Annotated in this window: 10 protein-coding genes; 3 read left to right on the forward strand and 7 right to left on the reverse strand. The window is 71.3% G+C overall.

Features of this window, described 5'->3' with window-relative positions; translation table 11 throughout:
* Positions 1-172 precede the first annotated feature (172 nt).
* The 6 genes from IL992_RS18025 to IL992_RS18050 form a co-directional block, all read right to left on the reverse strand.
* Complete coding sequence (locus IL992_RS18025) at positions 173-1066, reverse strand: carbohydrate kinase family protein (protein ID WP_226873293.1); 894 nt, start codon at positions 1064-1066, stop codon at positions 173-175.
* Positions 1067-1297: 231 nt separating this feature from the next.
* A complete protein-coding gene (locus tag IL992_RS18030) occupies positions 1298-2320 on the reverse strand; it encodes a LacI family DNA-binding transcriptional regulator (protein ID WP_193204523.1) in 1023 nt (340 codons plus the stop codon).
* 10 nt (positions 2321-2330) lie between these two features.
* The gene (locus tag IL992_RS18035; protein WP_193204524.1) at positions 2331-3953 is read right to left on the reverse strand and encodes a glycoside hydrolase family 13 protein; all 1623 of its coding nucleotides are present in this window, start codon (positions 3951-3953) and stop codon (positions 2331-2333) included.
* Between the two features lie 26 nt (positions 3954-3979).
* The gene (locus IL992_RS18040; protein ID WP_193204525.1) at positions 3980-4852 is read right to left on the reverse strand and encodes a sugar ABC transporter permease; all 873 of its coding nucleotides are present in this window, start codon (positions 4850-4852) and stop codon (positions 3980-3982) included.
* Positions 4846-5808: a carbohydrate ABC transporter permease gene (locus tag IL992_RS18045; protein ID WP_193204526.1), complete on the reverse strand. Its 963-nt coding sequence runs from the start codon at positions 5806-5808 to the stop codon at positions 4846-4848. Before IL992_RS18045 ends, IL992_RS18040 begins: the two co-directional genes overlap by 7 nt.
* A gap of 3 nt (positions 5809-5811) precedes the next feature.
* Positions 5812-7107, reverse strand: coding sequence for an extracellular solute-binding protein (locus IL992_RS18050; protein WP_193204527.1), 1296 nt, complete (start codon positions 7105-7107; stop codon positions 5812-5814).
* A gap of 313 nt (positions 7108-7420) precedes the next feature.
* Here IL992_RS18050 and IL992_RS18055 point away from each other — a divergent pair, with 313 nt between their 5' ends.
* Positions 7421-8692 carry an ABC transporter ATP-binding protein gene (locus IL992_RS18055; RefSeq protein WP_193204528.1) on the forward strand — a complete coding sequence of 424 codons (1272 nt, stop codon included), beginning with the start codon at positions 7421-7423 and terminating at the stop codon, positions 8690-8692.
* A gap of 6 nt (positions 8693-8698) precedes the next feature.
* Here the strand turns inward: IL992_RS18055 and IL992_RS18060 are convergent, their stop codons facing one another.
* Positions 8699-9343: an ACT domain-containing protein gene (locus IL992_RS18060; protein WP_319018634.1), complete on the reverse strand. Its 645-nt coding sequence runs from the start codon at positions 9341-9343 to the stop codon at positions 8699-8701.
* 121 nt (positions 9344-9464) lie between these two features.
* On the opposite strand from IL992_RS18060, the gene pulA reads away from it, so the two are divergent.
* Positions 9465-15182, forward strand: coding sequence for a pullulanase-type alpha-1,6-glucosidase (gene pulA / locus IL992_RS18065; RefSeq protein WP_226873294.1), 5718 nt, complete (start codon positions 9465-9467; stop codon positions 15180-15182).
* 135 nt (positions 15183-15317) lie between these two features.
* The gene (locus IL992_RS18070; protein ID WP_193204529.1) at positions 15318-16724 is read left to right on the forward strand and encodes a sensor histidine kinase; all 1407 of its coding nucleotides are present in this window, start codon (positions 15318-15320) and stop codon (positions 16722-16724) included.
* Positions 16725-16736 lie beyond the last annotated feature (12 nt).

The following is a 16736-nucleotide window of genomic DNA, read 5'->3' on the forward strand; positions in this document are numbered from 1 at the left end:
TCCCTGGGTTTCCCAGCTCGCCGGTCCGTCCTTCCTCCCTCGGCGGAGCCGGTGGCCATGCTCGTGTCCGCGACCCGGGCACGTCCATGGGTGCCGGGCCCGCGACCGCTCACCTGCGGTGGCGGGCCCGGCGTCGTCTCACGACACAGCGCCCGGTCTCACGACACCCAACTCACGACGCCAGGCCCAGGAGGGCGTCCAGGCCGATCGGGTTTTCGTGCGTGCCCTCCGAGGTGCACGCGTGCGCCCCGGCCACGGCGCCCAGCCGTACGCACTCCTCCAGAGGCCGGCCGGCCAGGCGGCCGTACAGGAAGCCCGACACGAACGCGTCGCCGGCGCCGTTGCTGTCGGCCACCGGGCCCGGCAGCGGCTCGGCCGGGAAGCTGCGGACCTTTCCTTCTGCCAGCACGTGGCAGCCCTCGGCTCCGGCCGTGCACACGACCACCGCGGCGCGGCCCCGCTCCGCGATCGCCCGCATGACCTCCTCGCGCCGCCCGCCGAGCTTGACCGCGGACAGGAAGACCACATCGGAGGAGTAGGCGAAGTCCTCGTGGTGCGGGTTCTCACCGTCCCAGTCGTGCAGGTCGGTCGAGATCGTCGTGCCGTCCGGGATGTCGGCGTACACGTGCCGGGCGAAATCCACGATCGAGACGTGGACGTGCCGGGCCGACCGGAGGGCCGGCAGGTACAGATCGCGGGGCATCCGCTGGCCGGGGACGGCCCTGGGGTCGAAGAGCGAAAGGCGCCTGCCGTCCGGGTCCACGAGCAGGACGCTGCGGCGGGTGCCCGCCTCCGACAGGGCGTGGGCGAAGTTCACGCCGCGTGCGGCGAGGTGGTCGCGGATCAGCGCGCCCTGCGGGTCGTCGCCGATCAGGTCGACGAACTTCACGCGCAGGCCGAGGGCGTGGCAGCCGAGCGCGACCCCCGCGCCGGTGTTGCCGATCCGGTCCACGACGGGCGGCACAGCGTAGGTGTCGGCGTACGGCAGGAGAAGTTCGGGCACGTAGACGGTCGTGTCGACGCCGGCGCCGCCGACGACCAGGACGTCGAAGGTGTGATCGGTCATTCGCAACGCTCCAGAGGACGTCATGGGAATCCGGCGCGGTGACCTCGCGCATTCGCCGGAACAGGCGGGTAAGGCGATCAGGCCGGCGCGGGCATGCCGGGACCGGCCCCCGGGTACGCGCAAGCGCGCCGGCGCCTCACGCGGAGGCCGGCGGCCGCGGCCGTGGTCAGGGGCCCGTGTCAGCGGCAGGAGGCGACGGCAGGGCTCAGCTACAGGGTTCAGCTACAGAGCTCAGCGGTTGACGAGCGGCCCCGAGCTGGTGGAGCCGCGCACCACGAGTTCGGGCTGGTAGACCAGCTCGACGTGCTTGGCCGGGGTGCCGCCGATCTCCTCCAGCAGGGTCTCGACGGCGGCGGCCGCCATCGCGCCGATCGGCTTGCGCACGGTCGTCAGCGGCGGGTCGGTGAACGCCATCAGCGGCGAGTCGTCGAACCCGACGACCGACACGTCCCCCGGCACCGACAGCCCGCGCTCGCGGGCGGCGCGGATCGCGCCGAGCGCCATGAGGTCGCTCGCGCAGAAGATCCCGGTGCAGCCGCGGTCGAGCAGCGCCGCGGCGGCTGCCTGCCCGCCCTCGACGGAGAACAGCGAGTGCTGGATGAGGTCGTCGACGTCGGCCGGGCCGAGCAGCTGCGCCATCGCCTGGCGGAAGCCCTCGATCTTGCGGATGACCGGGACGAAGCGCCGCTGCCCCAGCGCGAGGCCGATGCGCTCGTGCCCGAGGTCCACCAGGTGCTGTACGGCCAGGCGCGCGGCGAGCCGGTCGTCGGGCGAGATGAACGGCGCCGGGATGCCCTCGTTGTAGCCGTCGACGAGCACGATCGGCAGCCCCCGGTCGGTGAGCCGGGTGTAGCGGTCCATCCGCGCGGTGGTGTCGGCGTGCAGGCCGGAGACGAAGACGATGCCGGACACGCCCCGGTCGAGGAGCATCTCGGTGAACTCGTCCTCGGGAGCGCCGCCGGGCTCCTGCGTGCACAGGATCGGCGTGTAGCCGTGCTGGATCAGCGACTTCTCCATCGCCTGCGCGAACGCCGGGAAGATCGGGTTGCCGAGCTCCGGGATCACCAGGCCGATCAGGCCGTTGCTGCGCTGGCGCAGCCGCTGGGGCCGCTCGTAGCCCATCAGGTCGAGGGCGGTGAGCACGGCCTGGCGGGTGGCCGGGGAGACTCCCGCCTTGCCGTTGAGCACACGGCTCACCGTCGCCTCGCTGACTCCGGCCTGGGCGGCGATGTCGGCGAGCCGTGTGTTGTTCATGAGCATTACTTTAGACATCTCTCGCGGTCCACCAGGTGGCGGAGTCGGGAGCGAGCCGGACGACGTCGCCGGCGGTCTCCGGTCCTCCGCTGGCCAGCAGCAGGTCGCCGTACCCCTGACCCGGCTCGATCTCCACCCACTCCTGCGTCATGTTGAGTACGCAGACGAACGAGTCCCCGCGCCGGAACGCCAGCGTGCCGGCCGGGCTGTCGATCCAGGTCAGCGTGCCGTCGCCCAGCTCCGGATGCTCCCGCCTGAGGGCGAGGGCGGTCCGGTAGAGGCTGAGCATAGACGCGCCGTCCCGCAGCTGCGCCTCCACCGACAGGTCGCGCCAGTCGGCCGGCATCGGCAGCCAGCTCTCGTAGATGCCCGGCGGGGTGAAGCCGTACGGCGGCTCGCCCGCGGCGGTCCACGGGAGCGGCACCCGGCAGCCGTCGCGCCCGCTGTCGGGATCGCGCAGCCGCTGCGGATCCTGCAGGTACTGCTCGGGCAGGTCGAGCACCTCGGGCAGCCCCAGCTCCTCGCCCTGGTAGACGTAGGCCGAGCCGGGCAGCGCCAGCATGAGCAGCGCCGCCGCCCGCGCCCTGCGCAGGCCGCGCTCGCCGCCGCCGTAGCGGGTGACGTGCCGCTTGACGTCGTGGTTGGACAGCACCCAGGTCGGGGGCGCGCCCACCAGCGCCGACGTCCGCACCGACTCGTCGATGACCTCCCGGAAGCGCGCCGCGTCCCAGGGCGTCTTGAGGAAGTGGAAGTTGAACGCCTGGTGCAGCTCGTCGGGGCGGACGTAGTTGGCCAGCCGCTCGGGCGAGGGCGCCCACGCCTCGGCCACCCCGATCCGCTCGCCCTCGTAGGAGTCGAGGATGCGGCGCCAGGCCCGGTGGATCTCGTGCACGCCGTCCTGGTCGAAGAACGGCACGACCTGCGCGCCGATCATCTCGGCCTGGCCCCGGGCGCCCACGTCGGGCAGGCCGGGCGCCTTGACCATGCCGTGCGCCACGTCGACGCGGAAGCCGTCCACGCCGAGGTCCAGCCAGAAGCGCAGCACGTCGGCGAACTCCTGGTGCACCTCCGGGTGCTCCCAGTTGAGGTCCGGCTGCTCGGGCGCGAACAGGTGCAGATACCACTGGCCGTCCGCGACGCGGGTCCAGGCGGGCCCGCCGAAGATCGACTCCCAGTCGTTGGGCGGCAACTCGCCCGCCGCGCCCTTGCCCTCGCGGAAGATGTAGCGCTCCCGCTCCGGGCTGCCCGGCCCGGCCCGCAGCGCCGCCTCGAACCAGGGGTGGCGGTCGGAGGTGTGGTTGGGCACCACGTCCACGATGATCCGCAGGCCAAGCCGGTGGGCGTCGGTGATCAGCGCCTGGGCGTCCGCGAGCGAGCCGAAGATCGGATCGACGTCGCGGTAATCGGCCACGTCGTATCCGAAGTCGGCCATCGGCGAGGGGTAGAACGGCGTCAGCCAGATCGCGTCCACGCCGAGCTCGGACAGGTAGCGCAGGCGGCTGCGCACGCCGAGCAGGTCGCCGATCCCGTCGCCGTTGCCGTCCGCGAAGCTGCGGACGTACACCTGGTAGATCACCGCGTCGCGCCACCACCGGGTCGCGACCGCGGACGGCTGGACGGCGAGTTCGGTCATTGGGATCCCCCGATTCTCATATAGGGTCACGCCTTCGTCGCGCCGGCCGTCAGGCCGGTGACGAGGTGGCGCTGGACGAGCAGGAAGACGACGGCCGCCGGGATGGCGATCAGCACCGACGAGGCCGTCAGCAGGCCCCACTCCGCCTTGTGCTGGCCGACGAACTGGCTCAGACCGACCGCGAGCGTGTACTTGTCGTCGCCCGTCATGAACGCGGTCGCGTACGCGACCTCCGCCCAGGCGGTGATGAACGAGTAGAACGCGGCCACGGCCAGGCCGGGCTTGGCCAGCGGCAGGATGAGCCGCCAGAACGTGCCGAAGGGGGACAGGCCGTCCACCCGGCCCGCCTCGTCGATCGTCACGGGGACGGTGTCGAAGTAGCCCTTCATCATCCACGCGCAGAACGGCACGGTGGAGGTGAGGTAGGCGATGACGAGGGACGGGAACTGGTTGATCAGCCCGAGCCCGGCCATCAGGTTGTAGATCGGCACGATCAGGATCGCCACGGGGAACATCTGCGTGATCAGCAGCATCCACATCACCGAGCGGAAGCCGGGGAAGCGGAAGCGGCTGACCGCGTAGCCGGTGGTGGCCGACAGAAGCACGCCGAGCACGGCCGTGATGAGCGAGACGACGACGGAGTTGACGGCCCACGTCAGGAACCTGGTCTCCCCCAGGACCTGCGTGTAGTTGGCGAGCGTGGGGTGGTCGATCGGCGCGACGGAGGCGGTCTCGATGACCGTCCGCGGCTTGAGCGAGGTCAGCACCAGCCACGCGACCGGGAACACCGACACGATGCTCGCCGCGATCAGCGTGAGGTGCAGGGCGATCGACTTGCCGGGGCTGCGCCTGTCGCGGCTCCACCCGCCGGCCCGGGCGGGAGCGGCCTGGCTCACCATGCCTCCCCCTGCTGCCTGAGCGCGCGCCGGTAGACCGTGGCCATGACGACGAGCAGCGCGAGGATCACCATGCCCCAGGCGGCGGAGCCCGAGTAGTTCCTGATGCCCTCGAACGCCTGGCGGTAGGCGTACGTCACGAGGATCTCCGTGGCTCCGCCCGGTCCTCCCTTGGTCAGCAGGAAGATGACCGGGAACTGGTTGAACGTCCAGATCGTGCCGAGCAGGACGACCGTGCTCGACACCGGGCGTAGGCCCGGCAGCGTGATGTGGCGGAAGCGCTGCCAGGGCGTGGCGCCGTCCACCTCGGCGGCCTCGTGCAACTCGCGCGGGATGGCCTGCAGGCCGCCGAGCAGCGCGAGCATCATGAACGGCACGCCCAGCCACACGTTGCAGGCGATCACCGAGACCTTGGCCCAGAACGGGTCGTCCAGCCAGCTGACCCCGGCGAACCCGGCGGCCCGCAGCATGGCGTTGACCACGCCGAACTCGCCGTTCAGCAGGTAACGCCAGATGAAGGCGGACACGAAGGCCGGCACGGCCCAGGGCAGGACGAGCAGGATGCGGTAGAGCGACCGCAGCCGCATGGGCCGGTTCAGCAGCATCGCCAGGCCGAGACCGATGCCCACGTGCAGGGCGACGCACACCAGGGTCCACACGACCGTCCAGGCCAGCCGGCCGAGGAACTCCGCGGACGTGAGGATGTCGGCGTAGTTCTTCAGGCCCACGAACTCGTAGGTGGACGGGATGACGTTCATCCCGATCGTGCGGCCCATGTTGCCCTCGGTCGCGTCGGTGAGCGACAGGTACACGCCTCGCACGAGGGGGTAGCCGACCAGCACCAGCATCACGATGACGACCGGCGCGGTCATCGCCCAGGCGTACCAGTGACGCGACAGGAGGCGCCGCGCCCCGGAACGGGGCGCGGCCCTTCTCGTCGCGACGACGTCAGCCGTCATGTCCTACAGGCTCCAGCCCTTGAGGATGCCCTGGTAGGCGGTGGCGACGTCCTTGAGCATGGGCTCGGTCGTCGTCTGCCCGCCGGCGAGCTTCTGGTAGCCCTCGACCAGCGGCTGGAACAGCGAGGCGGCCTCGGGGATCCAGGGACGCTCGACGGCCGTCTCCATCGGCTTCTGCCACTGGGCGATCTTGGGGTTGGCCGTGGCCTCGGAGGCGCTGTAGGCGGGCTGGCGGGTCGGCAGCAGGCCGAGCTTGCCGGCGATCTTGGCCTGGCTCTCCGCGCTGTCCATGAACTGGACGAACAGGTAGGACGCGTCGAGGTTCTTCGAGCCCGCGTACACGGTGTAGTCGTGGCCGCCCAGCGGCGAGCCCGCCTTCGCCGAGCCGGCCGGCACCGGGGCGACGCCAAAGTTGTCCGGGTTGTCCTTGAACACCTTGCCACCGAGGTTGTCGGCGTTGGACCACGGGCCGTTGAAGATCATCGCGACCTTGCCGTCCTTGAACGCGGTCTCGGCGTTCGTGTAGCTGTCCTGCAGCGCGGGCTTGACGGCGGCGCCGGACGTGATCAGGTCCTCGACGATCTTCACCCCCGCCATGCTCTGCGGGGACGAGATCGTGATCTTCTTGTTCTGGACGTCGACGAAGTCGCCGCCCTCGCCATAGATGAACGGAAGCAGGAAGTAGGCGTCCACGTTCAGGGCCAGGCCGCCCGCTCCGGTCTTCGACTTGACGTCGAGCGCCACCTTCTTGAGGTCGGCCATCGTCGCCGGAGGCTCGTCGTAGCCCGCCTTCTTCAGTAGTTCCTTGTTGTACAGGAGGCCGAGGGTGTCCGTCACCTGCGGCACGCCGTACGTCTTGCCGTTGTACTTGCCGCTGGCGGCCGGGACGGGCAGGAACTCCTCGGGCTTGTCGACCGCGGGGGTTCCGTCGAGCGGCGCGAGGTAGCCGAGCGAGGCGAACTCCGCGACCCAGCCCACGTCGGTGCGCAGCACGTCGGGCGCGCCGGAACCGGACTGCGCGGCGGTCTTGAACTTGTCCCGCGCGTCCGCGAACGGCACGTTGACGTAGTTGACCTTGATCTTCGGATATTTGGCCTCGAAGTCCTTGATGATCTCCTGGAAGACCGGGCCCTCGGTCGTGGCGTCCGAGGTGTCCCACCAGGTGACCGTGCCGGACACCTCGGCGGGGGCGGCGCTCTTGGCCGGGGACGATCCGGCGTCGCCGGAACCGTCGCCACAGGCGGTGACCGCCAAAGCGAGCGCCGCGGCCACCGCCGCGGACGTGAGGACTCGCCTCATCTGCGTCGCACTCCTTGCTCAGGGGGATTTGAGCGGAACGTAACAGGGGTGCGAACGGGATGAAAGGCCTTACAGAAACTTTCAGCAATTTCGTTACATTTGACGCCCCCGAGAGGGGCGCGGGGAGGTCATGGCGCGCCCCTGACAACCGTCTTTAGCAAGGGGAAAGTTAGGAGTAACGAGAAGTTTCACGTAGATGCCGGATCTTTCACGACACGTATGGACACGAGTGCCCGCGACGCGATGTACTACCTCATCATTCACACCGAAGGCTGGGGATCCGGGCGTGCCTGCCCGGGAGGAACGAGCGCGCATGAGCACCGTCGTCCTCGACAACGTGACGAAGATCTACCCGGGGGGGTACCTCGCGGTCGACCGCATGAACCTGCGCGCGGACGAGGGCGAGCTCCTCGTCCTGCTGGGGCCGTCGGGCTGCGGGAAGTCCACACTGCTCCGCATGATCGCGGGCCTGGAGGAGATCACCTCCGGCGACCTGTGGCTGGGCGGGCAGCTCGCCAATCACCTCGCGCCCCGGGACCGGGACGTCGCGATGGTCTTCCAGAACGGCGCGCTGTATCCCCACCGGACGGTACGCGGCAACCTGTCGTTCCCGCTGGAGATCGCCAAGGCCGACCCCACGATGGTCAAGCAGCGGGTCGTCGAGCTGTCGCGCGCGCTGCACATCGACGAGACGCTCGACCGGCGGCCGGGCACGCTGTCGGGCGGTCAGCGCCAGCGCGTGGCGATGGGCCGCGCGATCGTGCGCCAGCCCTCGCTGTTCCTGATGGACGAGCCGCTGTCCAACCTGGACGCCGGCATGCGCACCGAACTGCGCATGGAGATCTCGTCGCTGGTGCGCGCGCTCGGCGTCACCACCATCTACGTGACGCACGACCAGGTCGAGGCCCTCACCCTGGCCGACCGCATCGCCATCATGAACCGGGGCGTGCTGCAGGACCTCGGCACCCCGGCGCAGGTCTACAACGACCCCGCGACCGCGTTCACCGCCGCGTTCCTCAACTCCCAGCAGCTCAACCTGCTCGCGGCGACCGTGCGCACCCCGCAGAACCAGTTCATCATGCTCGACTTCGGCCCTCACCAGATCACGATGCCCTGGACCGATCCACGGGCGTACGCGGTGTCGCAGCACACCGGCATGCAGATCATCGTGGGGATCCGGCCGGACGGGCTGGTGCCGGTGCCGGAGCGGACGGAGGGCCCGACCTTCTTCGGCCGGGTCAGGACGCTGGAGTATCACGGCCACGAGTGGCTCGCCTACCTGGAGGCCGGGATCCCGGCCGTCAACGTGCCGGAGCCGCCGGACCGCCGCCAGTTGAACGGCGCGGGAGGCGGCGGCAAGGCGCGGTCGATGATGCGCCGCCTGCTGAACGGATCGGCCGCGGTGGAGGAGGAGCAGCCGCCGCCGCTCTCGCAGTCGGGCACGCACCGCCGCGCCGACCTGATCGTCAGGCTCGGCAACCGGCCCGTGTGGCGCGCGGGCGACGCAGGCCGGGTCGCCGTGGACGTCTCCCGGCTCATGCTGTTCACGATGGACGGCGCCCGCATCGACCCGCCGCGCCGCTGACACACCTCAGACCGGCCGGCTGACGCCGCCGGCCAGCACGGAAACGATCCCGACCAGGCGGACGATCTTGTCCAGCTCCGCCCGGTGGAACGCGGGCCCCTGCGAGCGCGCCACCACCAGGTGGACGCCGTCCATCGGCACGCTCGCCAGGTGCAGCCCGCCCTCCTCGAACGCCGAGGCGCGCAGCGGGGTGAGGTCGGCCGCGGGCACCTTCTCGGGGGCCTGCCAGCTGCCGTGGACGATCGCGCCGTCGGCCGAGTCGACCGCCACCGCCCACTCGGCGCTGACCAGGTCGGGCACCGCGTCGACGAGGGTGACGTACGCCCGGTCGGGGTCCGCGGCGACGTGGCCGAGCAGGTCGTAGTCGGGGGTCGATCCGGGCACCTCACGGGTCGGCCACACGGCCTCCACGCGCGTGCCGGGGACCACGCCGATCCGCTCGCGCAGTTCGCCGGGCTCGAACACGCCCGACCAGGAGACGGTGAAGTCGTCCACCGCGCGGCCAGCCTGCCGCTCCAGCACGGTGACCTGCAGGATGTCCGCGCCCATGACCCCGAACGCGCGCGCCACCTGGCCGAGCACCCCGGGCCGGTCGGGGAGCGAGACCCGCAGCCGCAGCAGCATCCCCACCACCTCCTTCTCGTGCGACACCAACAGTGTCGGACACACGTTTCGCGGCTGTTACAGGGGTGGGTCACGGAATGGCTGCAATGTTTCTGGAAGTTGCAGCAAAGCCTTGCACGAGCCGGGGCCCGACAGTAGCTTCCGGGCCATGGTGACCCCCCAGCACCGGCGCACGCGCGTGCCCATAGCGCTGTCCACCGTCGCGGCACTCGCCGCCGCGCTCATCGTCTTCCCTCCGACGCCTCCCCCGGCGGCCTCGGCCCTGGAGGTGGCGGGCGCGGTTGTGGCGGACACGGTCGCGGCCGGCGCGCCGTCCGACGCCGAACTCGCCCGCGACGCCCTCCGTACGGACCTGTCCCGCGAGCGCCTGTACTTCGCGATGACCGACAGGTTCGCCGACGGCGACCCGTCCAACGACCGGGGTGGGCTGTCCGGCGACCGCCTGACGACCGGCTTCGACCCCGCGGACAAGGGCTTCTACCAGGGCGGCGACCTCGCGGGCCTGATCGGGAAGCTCGACTACATCAAGGGCCTGGGCAGCACGGCCATCTGGCTCACGCCGTCATTCAAGAACCGGCCCGTGCAGGGCACCGGGGCAAACGCGAGCGCCGGCTACCACGGCTACTGGATCACCGACTTCACCCGGATCGACCCGCACCTCGGTACGAACGCGCGGATGAAGAGCCTCGTCAAGGAGGCGCACAAGCGCGGCATGAAGGTGTTCTTCGACATCATCACCAACCACACCGCCGACCTCATCGACTACGCCGAGAAGACGTACGGCTATCGCGGCAAGGCCGCCTACCCCTACGTGGACGCCTCCGGCCGGGCCTTCGACGACCACGACTACGCCCTGCGCGAGGACTTCCCGAAGGTCACCGCCGAGTCGTTCCCGTACACGCCCGTGGTGACGGCCAAGTCGAAGGTGCCGTCCTGGCTGAACGACCCGACGATGTACCACAACCGGGGCGACTCGACCTTCTCCGGCGAGAGCTCCGAGTACGGCGACTTCTCCGGCCTCGACGACCTGTGGACCGAGCGGCCCGAGGTCGTCAGGGGCATGACCGACATCTACAAGACGTGGGTCGAGGAGACCGGCATCGACGGGTTCCGGATCGACACCGCCAAGCACGTCAACATGGAGTTCTGGAGGCGCTTCGCGCCCGCCCTGCACGGCTACGCCGCCAAGCTCGGCAACGACAGGTTCTTCATGTTCGGCGAGGTCTACAGCTCCGACCCCGCGTTCGAGAGCCGCTACACCACCACCGGCACGCTCGACGCCACGCTGGACTTCGGCTTCCAGGAGGCGGCGCGCTCGTACGCGAGCGGCGGCGACGCCGCGAGCCTCGGCCGGCTGTACGCCGCCGACGACTACTTCACCGACGCCGACTCCAACGCCTCGTCGCTGCCGACGTTCCTCGGCAACCACGACATGGGCCGGATCGGCTACTTCCTCGCGCAGGACGACCCCTCGGCGGACGACGCCACGTTGCTCGCCCGCGACCGCCTGGCTCACCAGCTCATGTACCTGACCCGCGGCCAGCCGGTCGTGTACTACGGCGACGAGCAGGGCTTCACCGGCGGCGGTGGCGACAAGGACGCCCGGCAGCCGATGTTCGCCTCGAAGACGGCCGACTACCTCGACGACGACCTCATCGGCACCACCGCCACCCACGCGACCGCCAACTTCGTCACCACCCATCCCCTCTACACCTCGATCGCCGAGCTGGCCCGGCTGCGCGACCGCTATCCGGCGCTGGCGGACGGCGCCCAGATCATGCGGCTGGCGAGCGGGAACGTGTTCGCGTTCTCCCGGATCGCCGCCAAGGAACGGGTCGAGTTCGTCGTGGCGCTCAACAACGGGGCGGCGGCGAAGACCGTCCAGATCCCGACGTACTCCCCCGGCGCCTCGTTCACCCAGGTCTACGGTGGGACGCAACTGCTGGCCGGCGCGGCCGACGGGAAGCTGGCCGTGACCGTGCCGCCGCTGTCGGCCGTCGTCTACCGCGCGGACAAGGCCCTGGCCGCTCCGGCGCATGCGCCGGAGGTCTCCCTCGCGCTGCCCGGCGCGACGCTGCGCGGCACGGCCGCCGACGGCCGGGTGGCGATCTCCGCCGAGGTGCCCGGCGACGGGTTCGCGCAGGTCACGTTCGCCGTCAGGGCCGGGGACGCGCCGTGGCGGGTGCTCGGCACCGACGACGCCCCCAACGGCCACACCTACCGGATATTTCATGATCTGACCGGTGTGCCCGAGGGCACCCCGCTCACGTACAAGGCCGTCGTCAAGGACGCGGCGGGCCGCTACGCGGGCGCCACGGCGACCGCGACGGCCGGGCCGGAGCCCGCGGAAGAGGAGCCGGGCGCGGTCAAGCGCGACCACCTGGTGGTCCACTACAAGCGCGAGGGCGGCGACTACGACGGCTGGGGCCTGCACGCCTGGGGCGACATCGACCAGACGGTCGAGTGGGGGTCACCCGTCGCCTTCGAGGGCGAGGACGCGTTCGGCCGCTTCGCCTGGCTCAAGCTGAAGCCGGGGGCCACCGAGGTCGGCCTGATCACCCACAAGGGCGACACCAAGGACCAGGGCGACCGGACGGTCAACCCGATCCGTACGGGCGAGGTGTGGCTCGTGGAGGGCAAGCCGGACGTGTACGCCTCCCGGGCCGCCGCCGAGGGGTACACCACGATCCACTACCGCCGCCCGGACGGCGCGTACGACGGCTGGGGCCTGCACCTGTGGGGTGACGCGCTCGCCGACGGCGCGGGCACCGAATGGGGCTCCCCGCGTCCGCCGGACGGGACCGACGCGTTCGGGGCCTTCTGGCGGGTGCCGCTGAAGAACGCCGACGCGCCGCTGAACTACATCATCCACAAGGGCGACACCAAGGACCCCGGGCCCGACCAGTCGTTCGTACCGGCCAGGCAGCCCGAGGCGTACGTGAACTCGGGCGGGACGGCGATCCACGGCAGCGCGGCGGCGGCGCGGAACGTCGCGGTGCTGCACTACCACCGGGCGGACGGCGACTACGACGGCTGGGGCCTGCACTTCTGGGGCGACGCGTCCGGCTCGGTCGAGTGGGGCGACCCGCTGAAGCCGGCCGGGACCGACGCCTTCGGCGTGTACTTCGAGGTGCCGCTCAAACAGGACGCGAAGACGCTGGGGTGGATCATCCACAAGGGTGATCGGAAGGACCAGCAGGCCGACCAGTCGCTGGACCTCGGCGTGACCGGCCACGAGGCGTGGAAACTGTCAGGTGTGGACGGATACCTGCTGCCGCAGCCCGCGGCCACCGGGGCGGACGCCGACCTGTCCAAGGCCACGGCCCAGTGGATCGACCGGGACACGGTCGCCTGGAAGGGCAAGGTCGCCTCGGCGAACCACTACGCGCTGGCCTACTCCCCCAAGGGCGACATCGCGTACGAGAAGGGCGACCTGACGGGGGACGTCCATCTCATCCGGCTGACGTCCGGACAGCTCAGTGACGCGCAGAAGGCCGCGTGGCCGCATCTGGCGGCGTACGGCGCGCTGACGGTGGACCCGCGCGACGCCGACCTCGTGCGCGACGCGCTGCGCGGCCAGGTCGTCGCGATCGAGCGCGGCCCCTCCGGCGCGCTGCTGACCGCCACCGGCGTGCAGATCCCCGGCGTCCTCGACGACCTGTACGCCGGGGCCGCCAAGGTCCCGCTCGGCCCCACCGGCCGCGGCGGGCTCTCGGTGTGGGCGCCGACCGCCCAGAGGGTCGAGCTGGCCCTGTACGACGGCCCGTCCACCGATCGCAGGACGGTCCACCGGATGCGCAGGGACGACGCGACGGGCGTGTGGTCGGTCGACGGCCCGGCGTCGTGGCGGGGCAGGTACTACACCTACCTCGTCACCGTCTACGCCCCGGCCGCCGGGAAGATCGTGACCAACGAGGTGACCGACCCCTACAGCCTGTCGGTCTCGGCGGGCTCGGGACGCAGCCAGATCGTCGACCTGGACGACCGGTCGCTGCGGCCCGAGGGGTGGCCGGCGCTGCGGAAGCCCCCGGCGGTACGCCAGGACCGGGCGTCGATCTACGAGCTGCACGTGCGCGACTTCTCGGCCTCCGACGCCACCGTGCCGGCCGCCGAGCGCGGCACCTACAAGGCGTTCACCGAGTCCGGCAGCGCCGGGATGACCGAGCTGCGGAGCCTGGCCAAGGACGGACTGACCCACGTCCACCTGCTGCCGGCCTTCGACTTCGCCACCGTGCCCGACCGGAGGGCCGACCGCACCGAGCCCGGCTGCGACCTGGCCGCGCTGCCGCCCGACTCCGACCGGCAGCAGGCGTGCGTCGCGGAGACCGCCGCGAAGGACTCGTTCAACTGGGGCTACGACCCGCTGCACTACACGGTGCCCGAGGGGTCGTACGCGACCGACCCGGACCGGAGGATCAAGGAGTTCCGCGAGATGGTCGCGGGGCTCAACGGCGCGGGCCTGCGGGTGGTCATGGACGTCGTCTACAACCACACCCACGCCGCCGGGCAGGACCCGACCAGCGTGCTCGACCGCGTCGTCCCCGGCTACTACCACCGGCTCATGGAGGACGGCACGGTGGCCACCTCCACCTGCTGCGCGAACACCGCCCCGGAGCACGCGATGATGGGCCGGCTCGTCGTCGACTCGATCGTCAGCTGGGCCAAGGAGTACAAGGTCGACGGCTTCCGGTTCGACCTGATGGGCCACCACCCCAAGGCGAACATCCTGGCCGTGCGCAAGGCCCTCGACGCGCTCACGCCCGAGAAGGACGGCGTGGACGGCAAGTCGATCATCCTGTACGGCGAGGGCTGGAACTTCGGCGAGGTGGCCGACGGCGCCCGGTTCGAGCAGGCCACCCAGGCCAACATGGCGGGCACCGGGATCGGCACCTTCAGCGACCGGCTGCGCGACGCCGTGCGCGGCGGCACGCCGTTCGACGCGGACCCCGGCGTCCGCGGCTTCGGCTCCGGCCTGGGCGACGAGCCCGGCGACCGGCTCGCGCACTACGAGGACCTGATCAAGCTCGGGCTCGCGGGCAACCTGCGCGACTTCACGTTCACCGGATCGTCCGGCGAGCCGGTCAAGGGGTCCGAGGTGGACTACAACGGCAGCCCCGCCGGGTACGCCGCCGTGCCCGGCGACACGGTGACCTACGTGGACGCCCACGACAACGAGACGCTGTTCGACGCGCTCGCCTACAAGCTGCCCAGGGACACCCCGATGGCCGACCGGGTCAGGATGCAGTCGTTGTCGCTGGCGACGGTGCTGCTCGGCCAGGGCACCGCGTTCGTCCACGCCGGCAGCGAGCGGCTGCGGTCGAAGTCGCTCGACCGCAACTCCTACGACTCGGGCGACTGGTTCAACCGCCTGCTGTGGGACTGCCGCCAAGGCAACGGCTTCGGCGGCGGCCTGCCGCCCGCGAAGGACAACGAGGCGCGCTGGCCGTACGCGCGGCCCCTGCTGGCCGACCCCGCGCTGCGGCCCGACTGCGCGGCGATCGGGGCGGCCCGGGCGAGGTTCGGCGAGTTCCTGCGGATCCGCTCCTCCCCCGCCTTCTCGCTGGGCTCCGCCGCGGAGATCGGCAGGCGGGTCTCCTTCCCGCCGTCCGGCACCCCCGGCGTGATCGTCATGCGCGTCGACGCCACCGGCGTCGATCCCGCGAACAAGGCGATCTACGTGGTGTTCAACGCCACCGGGAAGACCGCCGCACCCGCCGTGCCCGCCCTGAAGGGTGCCCGGGTCGCGCTGCACCCCGTGCAGGCGGCGTCGGACGACCCGGTGGTCCGGCAGGCGTCGGCGAATCCGGCGGACGGCACACTGACCGTGCCCGCCCGCACGGTCGCGGTGTTCACCGAGACACCATAGGGACGCCGTAGGAGTGGCACCGGGCGCGGGCACCCCCGCGCCCGGTTGCACTCATTAAGAGACTTTGGGCAACTTTGGGGCGAGCTTTTCGCTGTCGCGAGTTTCCCAAAAGATGACCATCAGTAGCCTCGGGTAATGCTCCTCCCCAGGCGCTCCCCGTCACTGCGAGCCCGGCTGGCACTCCTCGCCACCGGGACAGCGGCGATCCTGCTGATCCCGCTCGCGGTCGTGGTGCACGTGCTCGTCCGCGACCTGGTCGCGGACCGCATCTGGGACCGCAGCCTGGACACCGCCACGCACGTCGCCGCGCAGATCCGCGACGGGCGCCTGCGCAACCCCGTACCGACCGGCGGGAACGGCATCGACCTTATCGAGGTGACGGGACCGGACGGCCGGGTCGTCGCCGAGAGCGCGGCGGCCAGGACCCTGCCGCGCCTCAGCCCGTTACGCCCGGCCCCCGACCGCGAGGTCACCCAGACGACGGCCTGCTCGCCCGCCGGGCACGACTGCCTCTACGTGACCGTGCTGCGGGTCTCCCCGGGGCCCGGCTCCGACCTCGTCTACGCGGGCCGGGCCGCCCCGGCGATCCTCAACACCTCCTTCACGCTGCCGGCGCTGCTCCTGGCGGCCCTGCTGCTCACCGCGCTCGCGGGCTGGACGGCGTACAAGGTGACGGGCCGCGCGCTGCGGCCGGTCGAGGCGATCCGGTCGGAGCTCGCCGAGATCACCGAGAGGAACCCCGGCGGCCGGGTGCCCGAGCCGCCCGGCGACGACGAGTTCTCCCGGCTGGCCCAGGCCGCCAACGACGCGCTGTCCCGGCTGGACACGTCGATCCAGCGGCAGCGGCAGTTCGCCGCCGACGCCTCGCACGAACTGCTCACCCCCATCGCCGGGATCCGGGCCCAGCTGGAGAGCGCGCGGCTGCATCCCGAGGACACCCCCGAGGCCGTCTGCGCCGCGCTGCGCGACACCGAGCGCCTGGAGGCGATCGTCGCCGACCTGCTCCTGCTCGCGCGGATCCCCACGGTTCCCGAGACCGCCCGTGAGGAGGTGGACCTGTCCCACCTGGTCGTCACCGAGGTCGAGCGGCGTGCGGAACGGCTGCCGACCCACCTCCACAACACCCCGGGGGTGACGGTCAGGGGCCTACGGCGCCACCTCGCCCGGGTGGTGGCGAACCTGCTCGACAACGCCGAGCGGCACGCGCTGACGGTGGTCTGCGTGCGGGTCGCGCGCACCGAGGACGCGGCCGTCCTGTGCGTGCGCAACGACGGCAGGCCGATCCCCGAGGCGGACCGCGAGCGGATCTTCGAGCGGTTCTACCGCACCGACGCGGCGCGCAGCCGCGACCGGGGCGGCACGGGCCTCGGCCTGGCCATCGCCCGTGAGGTCGTGGAGGCCCACGGCGGCTCCATCCGGGTCGAGGACGTCACGGACGGCGAACCCGGCGTGCGGTTCGTGATCTCACTGCCGCTGGCCCCGAGCACCGCGGACGATCCCGCCGCCGACGGTGCCGACCCGTGCGGCGACACCCAAAGTTAAGGACCGCGCCCC

Origin of the sequence: Microbispora sitophila (assembly GCF_014892245.1) — a bacterium.
In the GTDB taxonomy this organism is placed as follows: domain Bacteria; phylum Actinomycetota; class Actinomycetes; order Streptosporangiales; family Streptosporangiaceae; genus Microbispora; species Microbispora siamensis.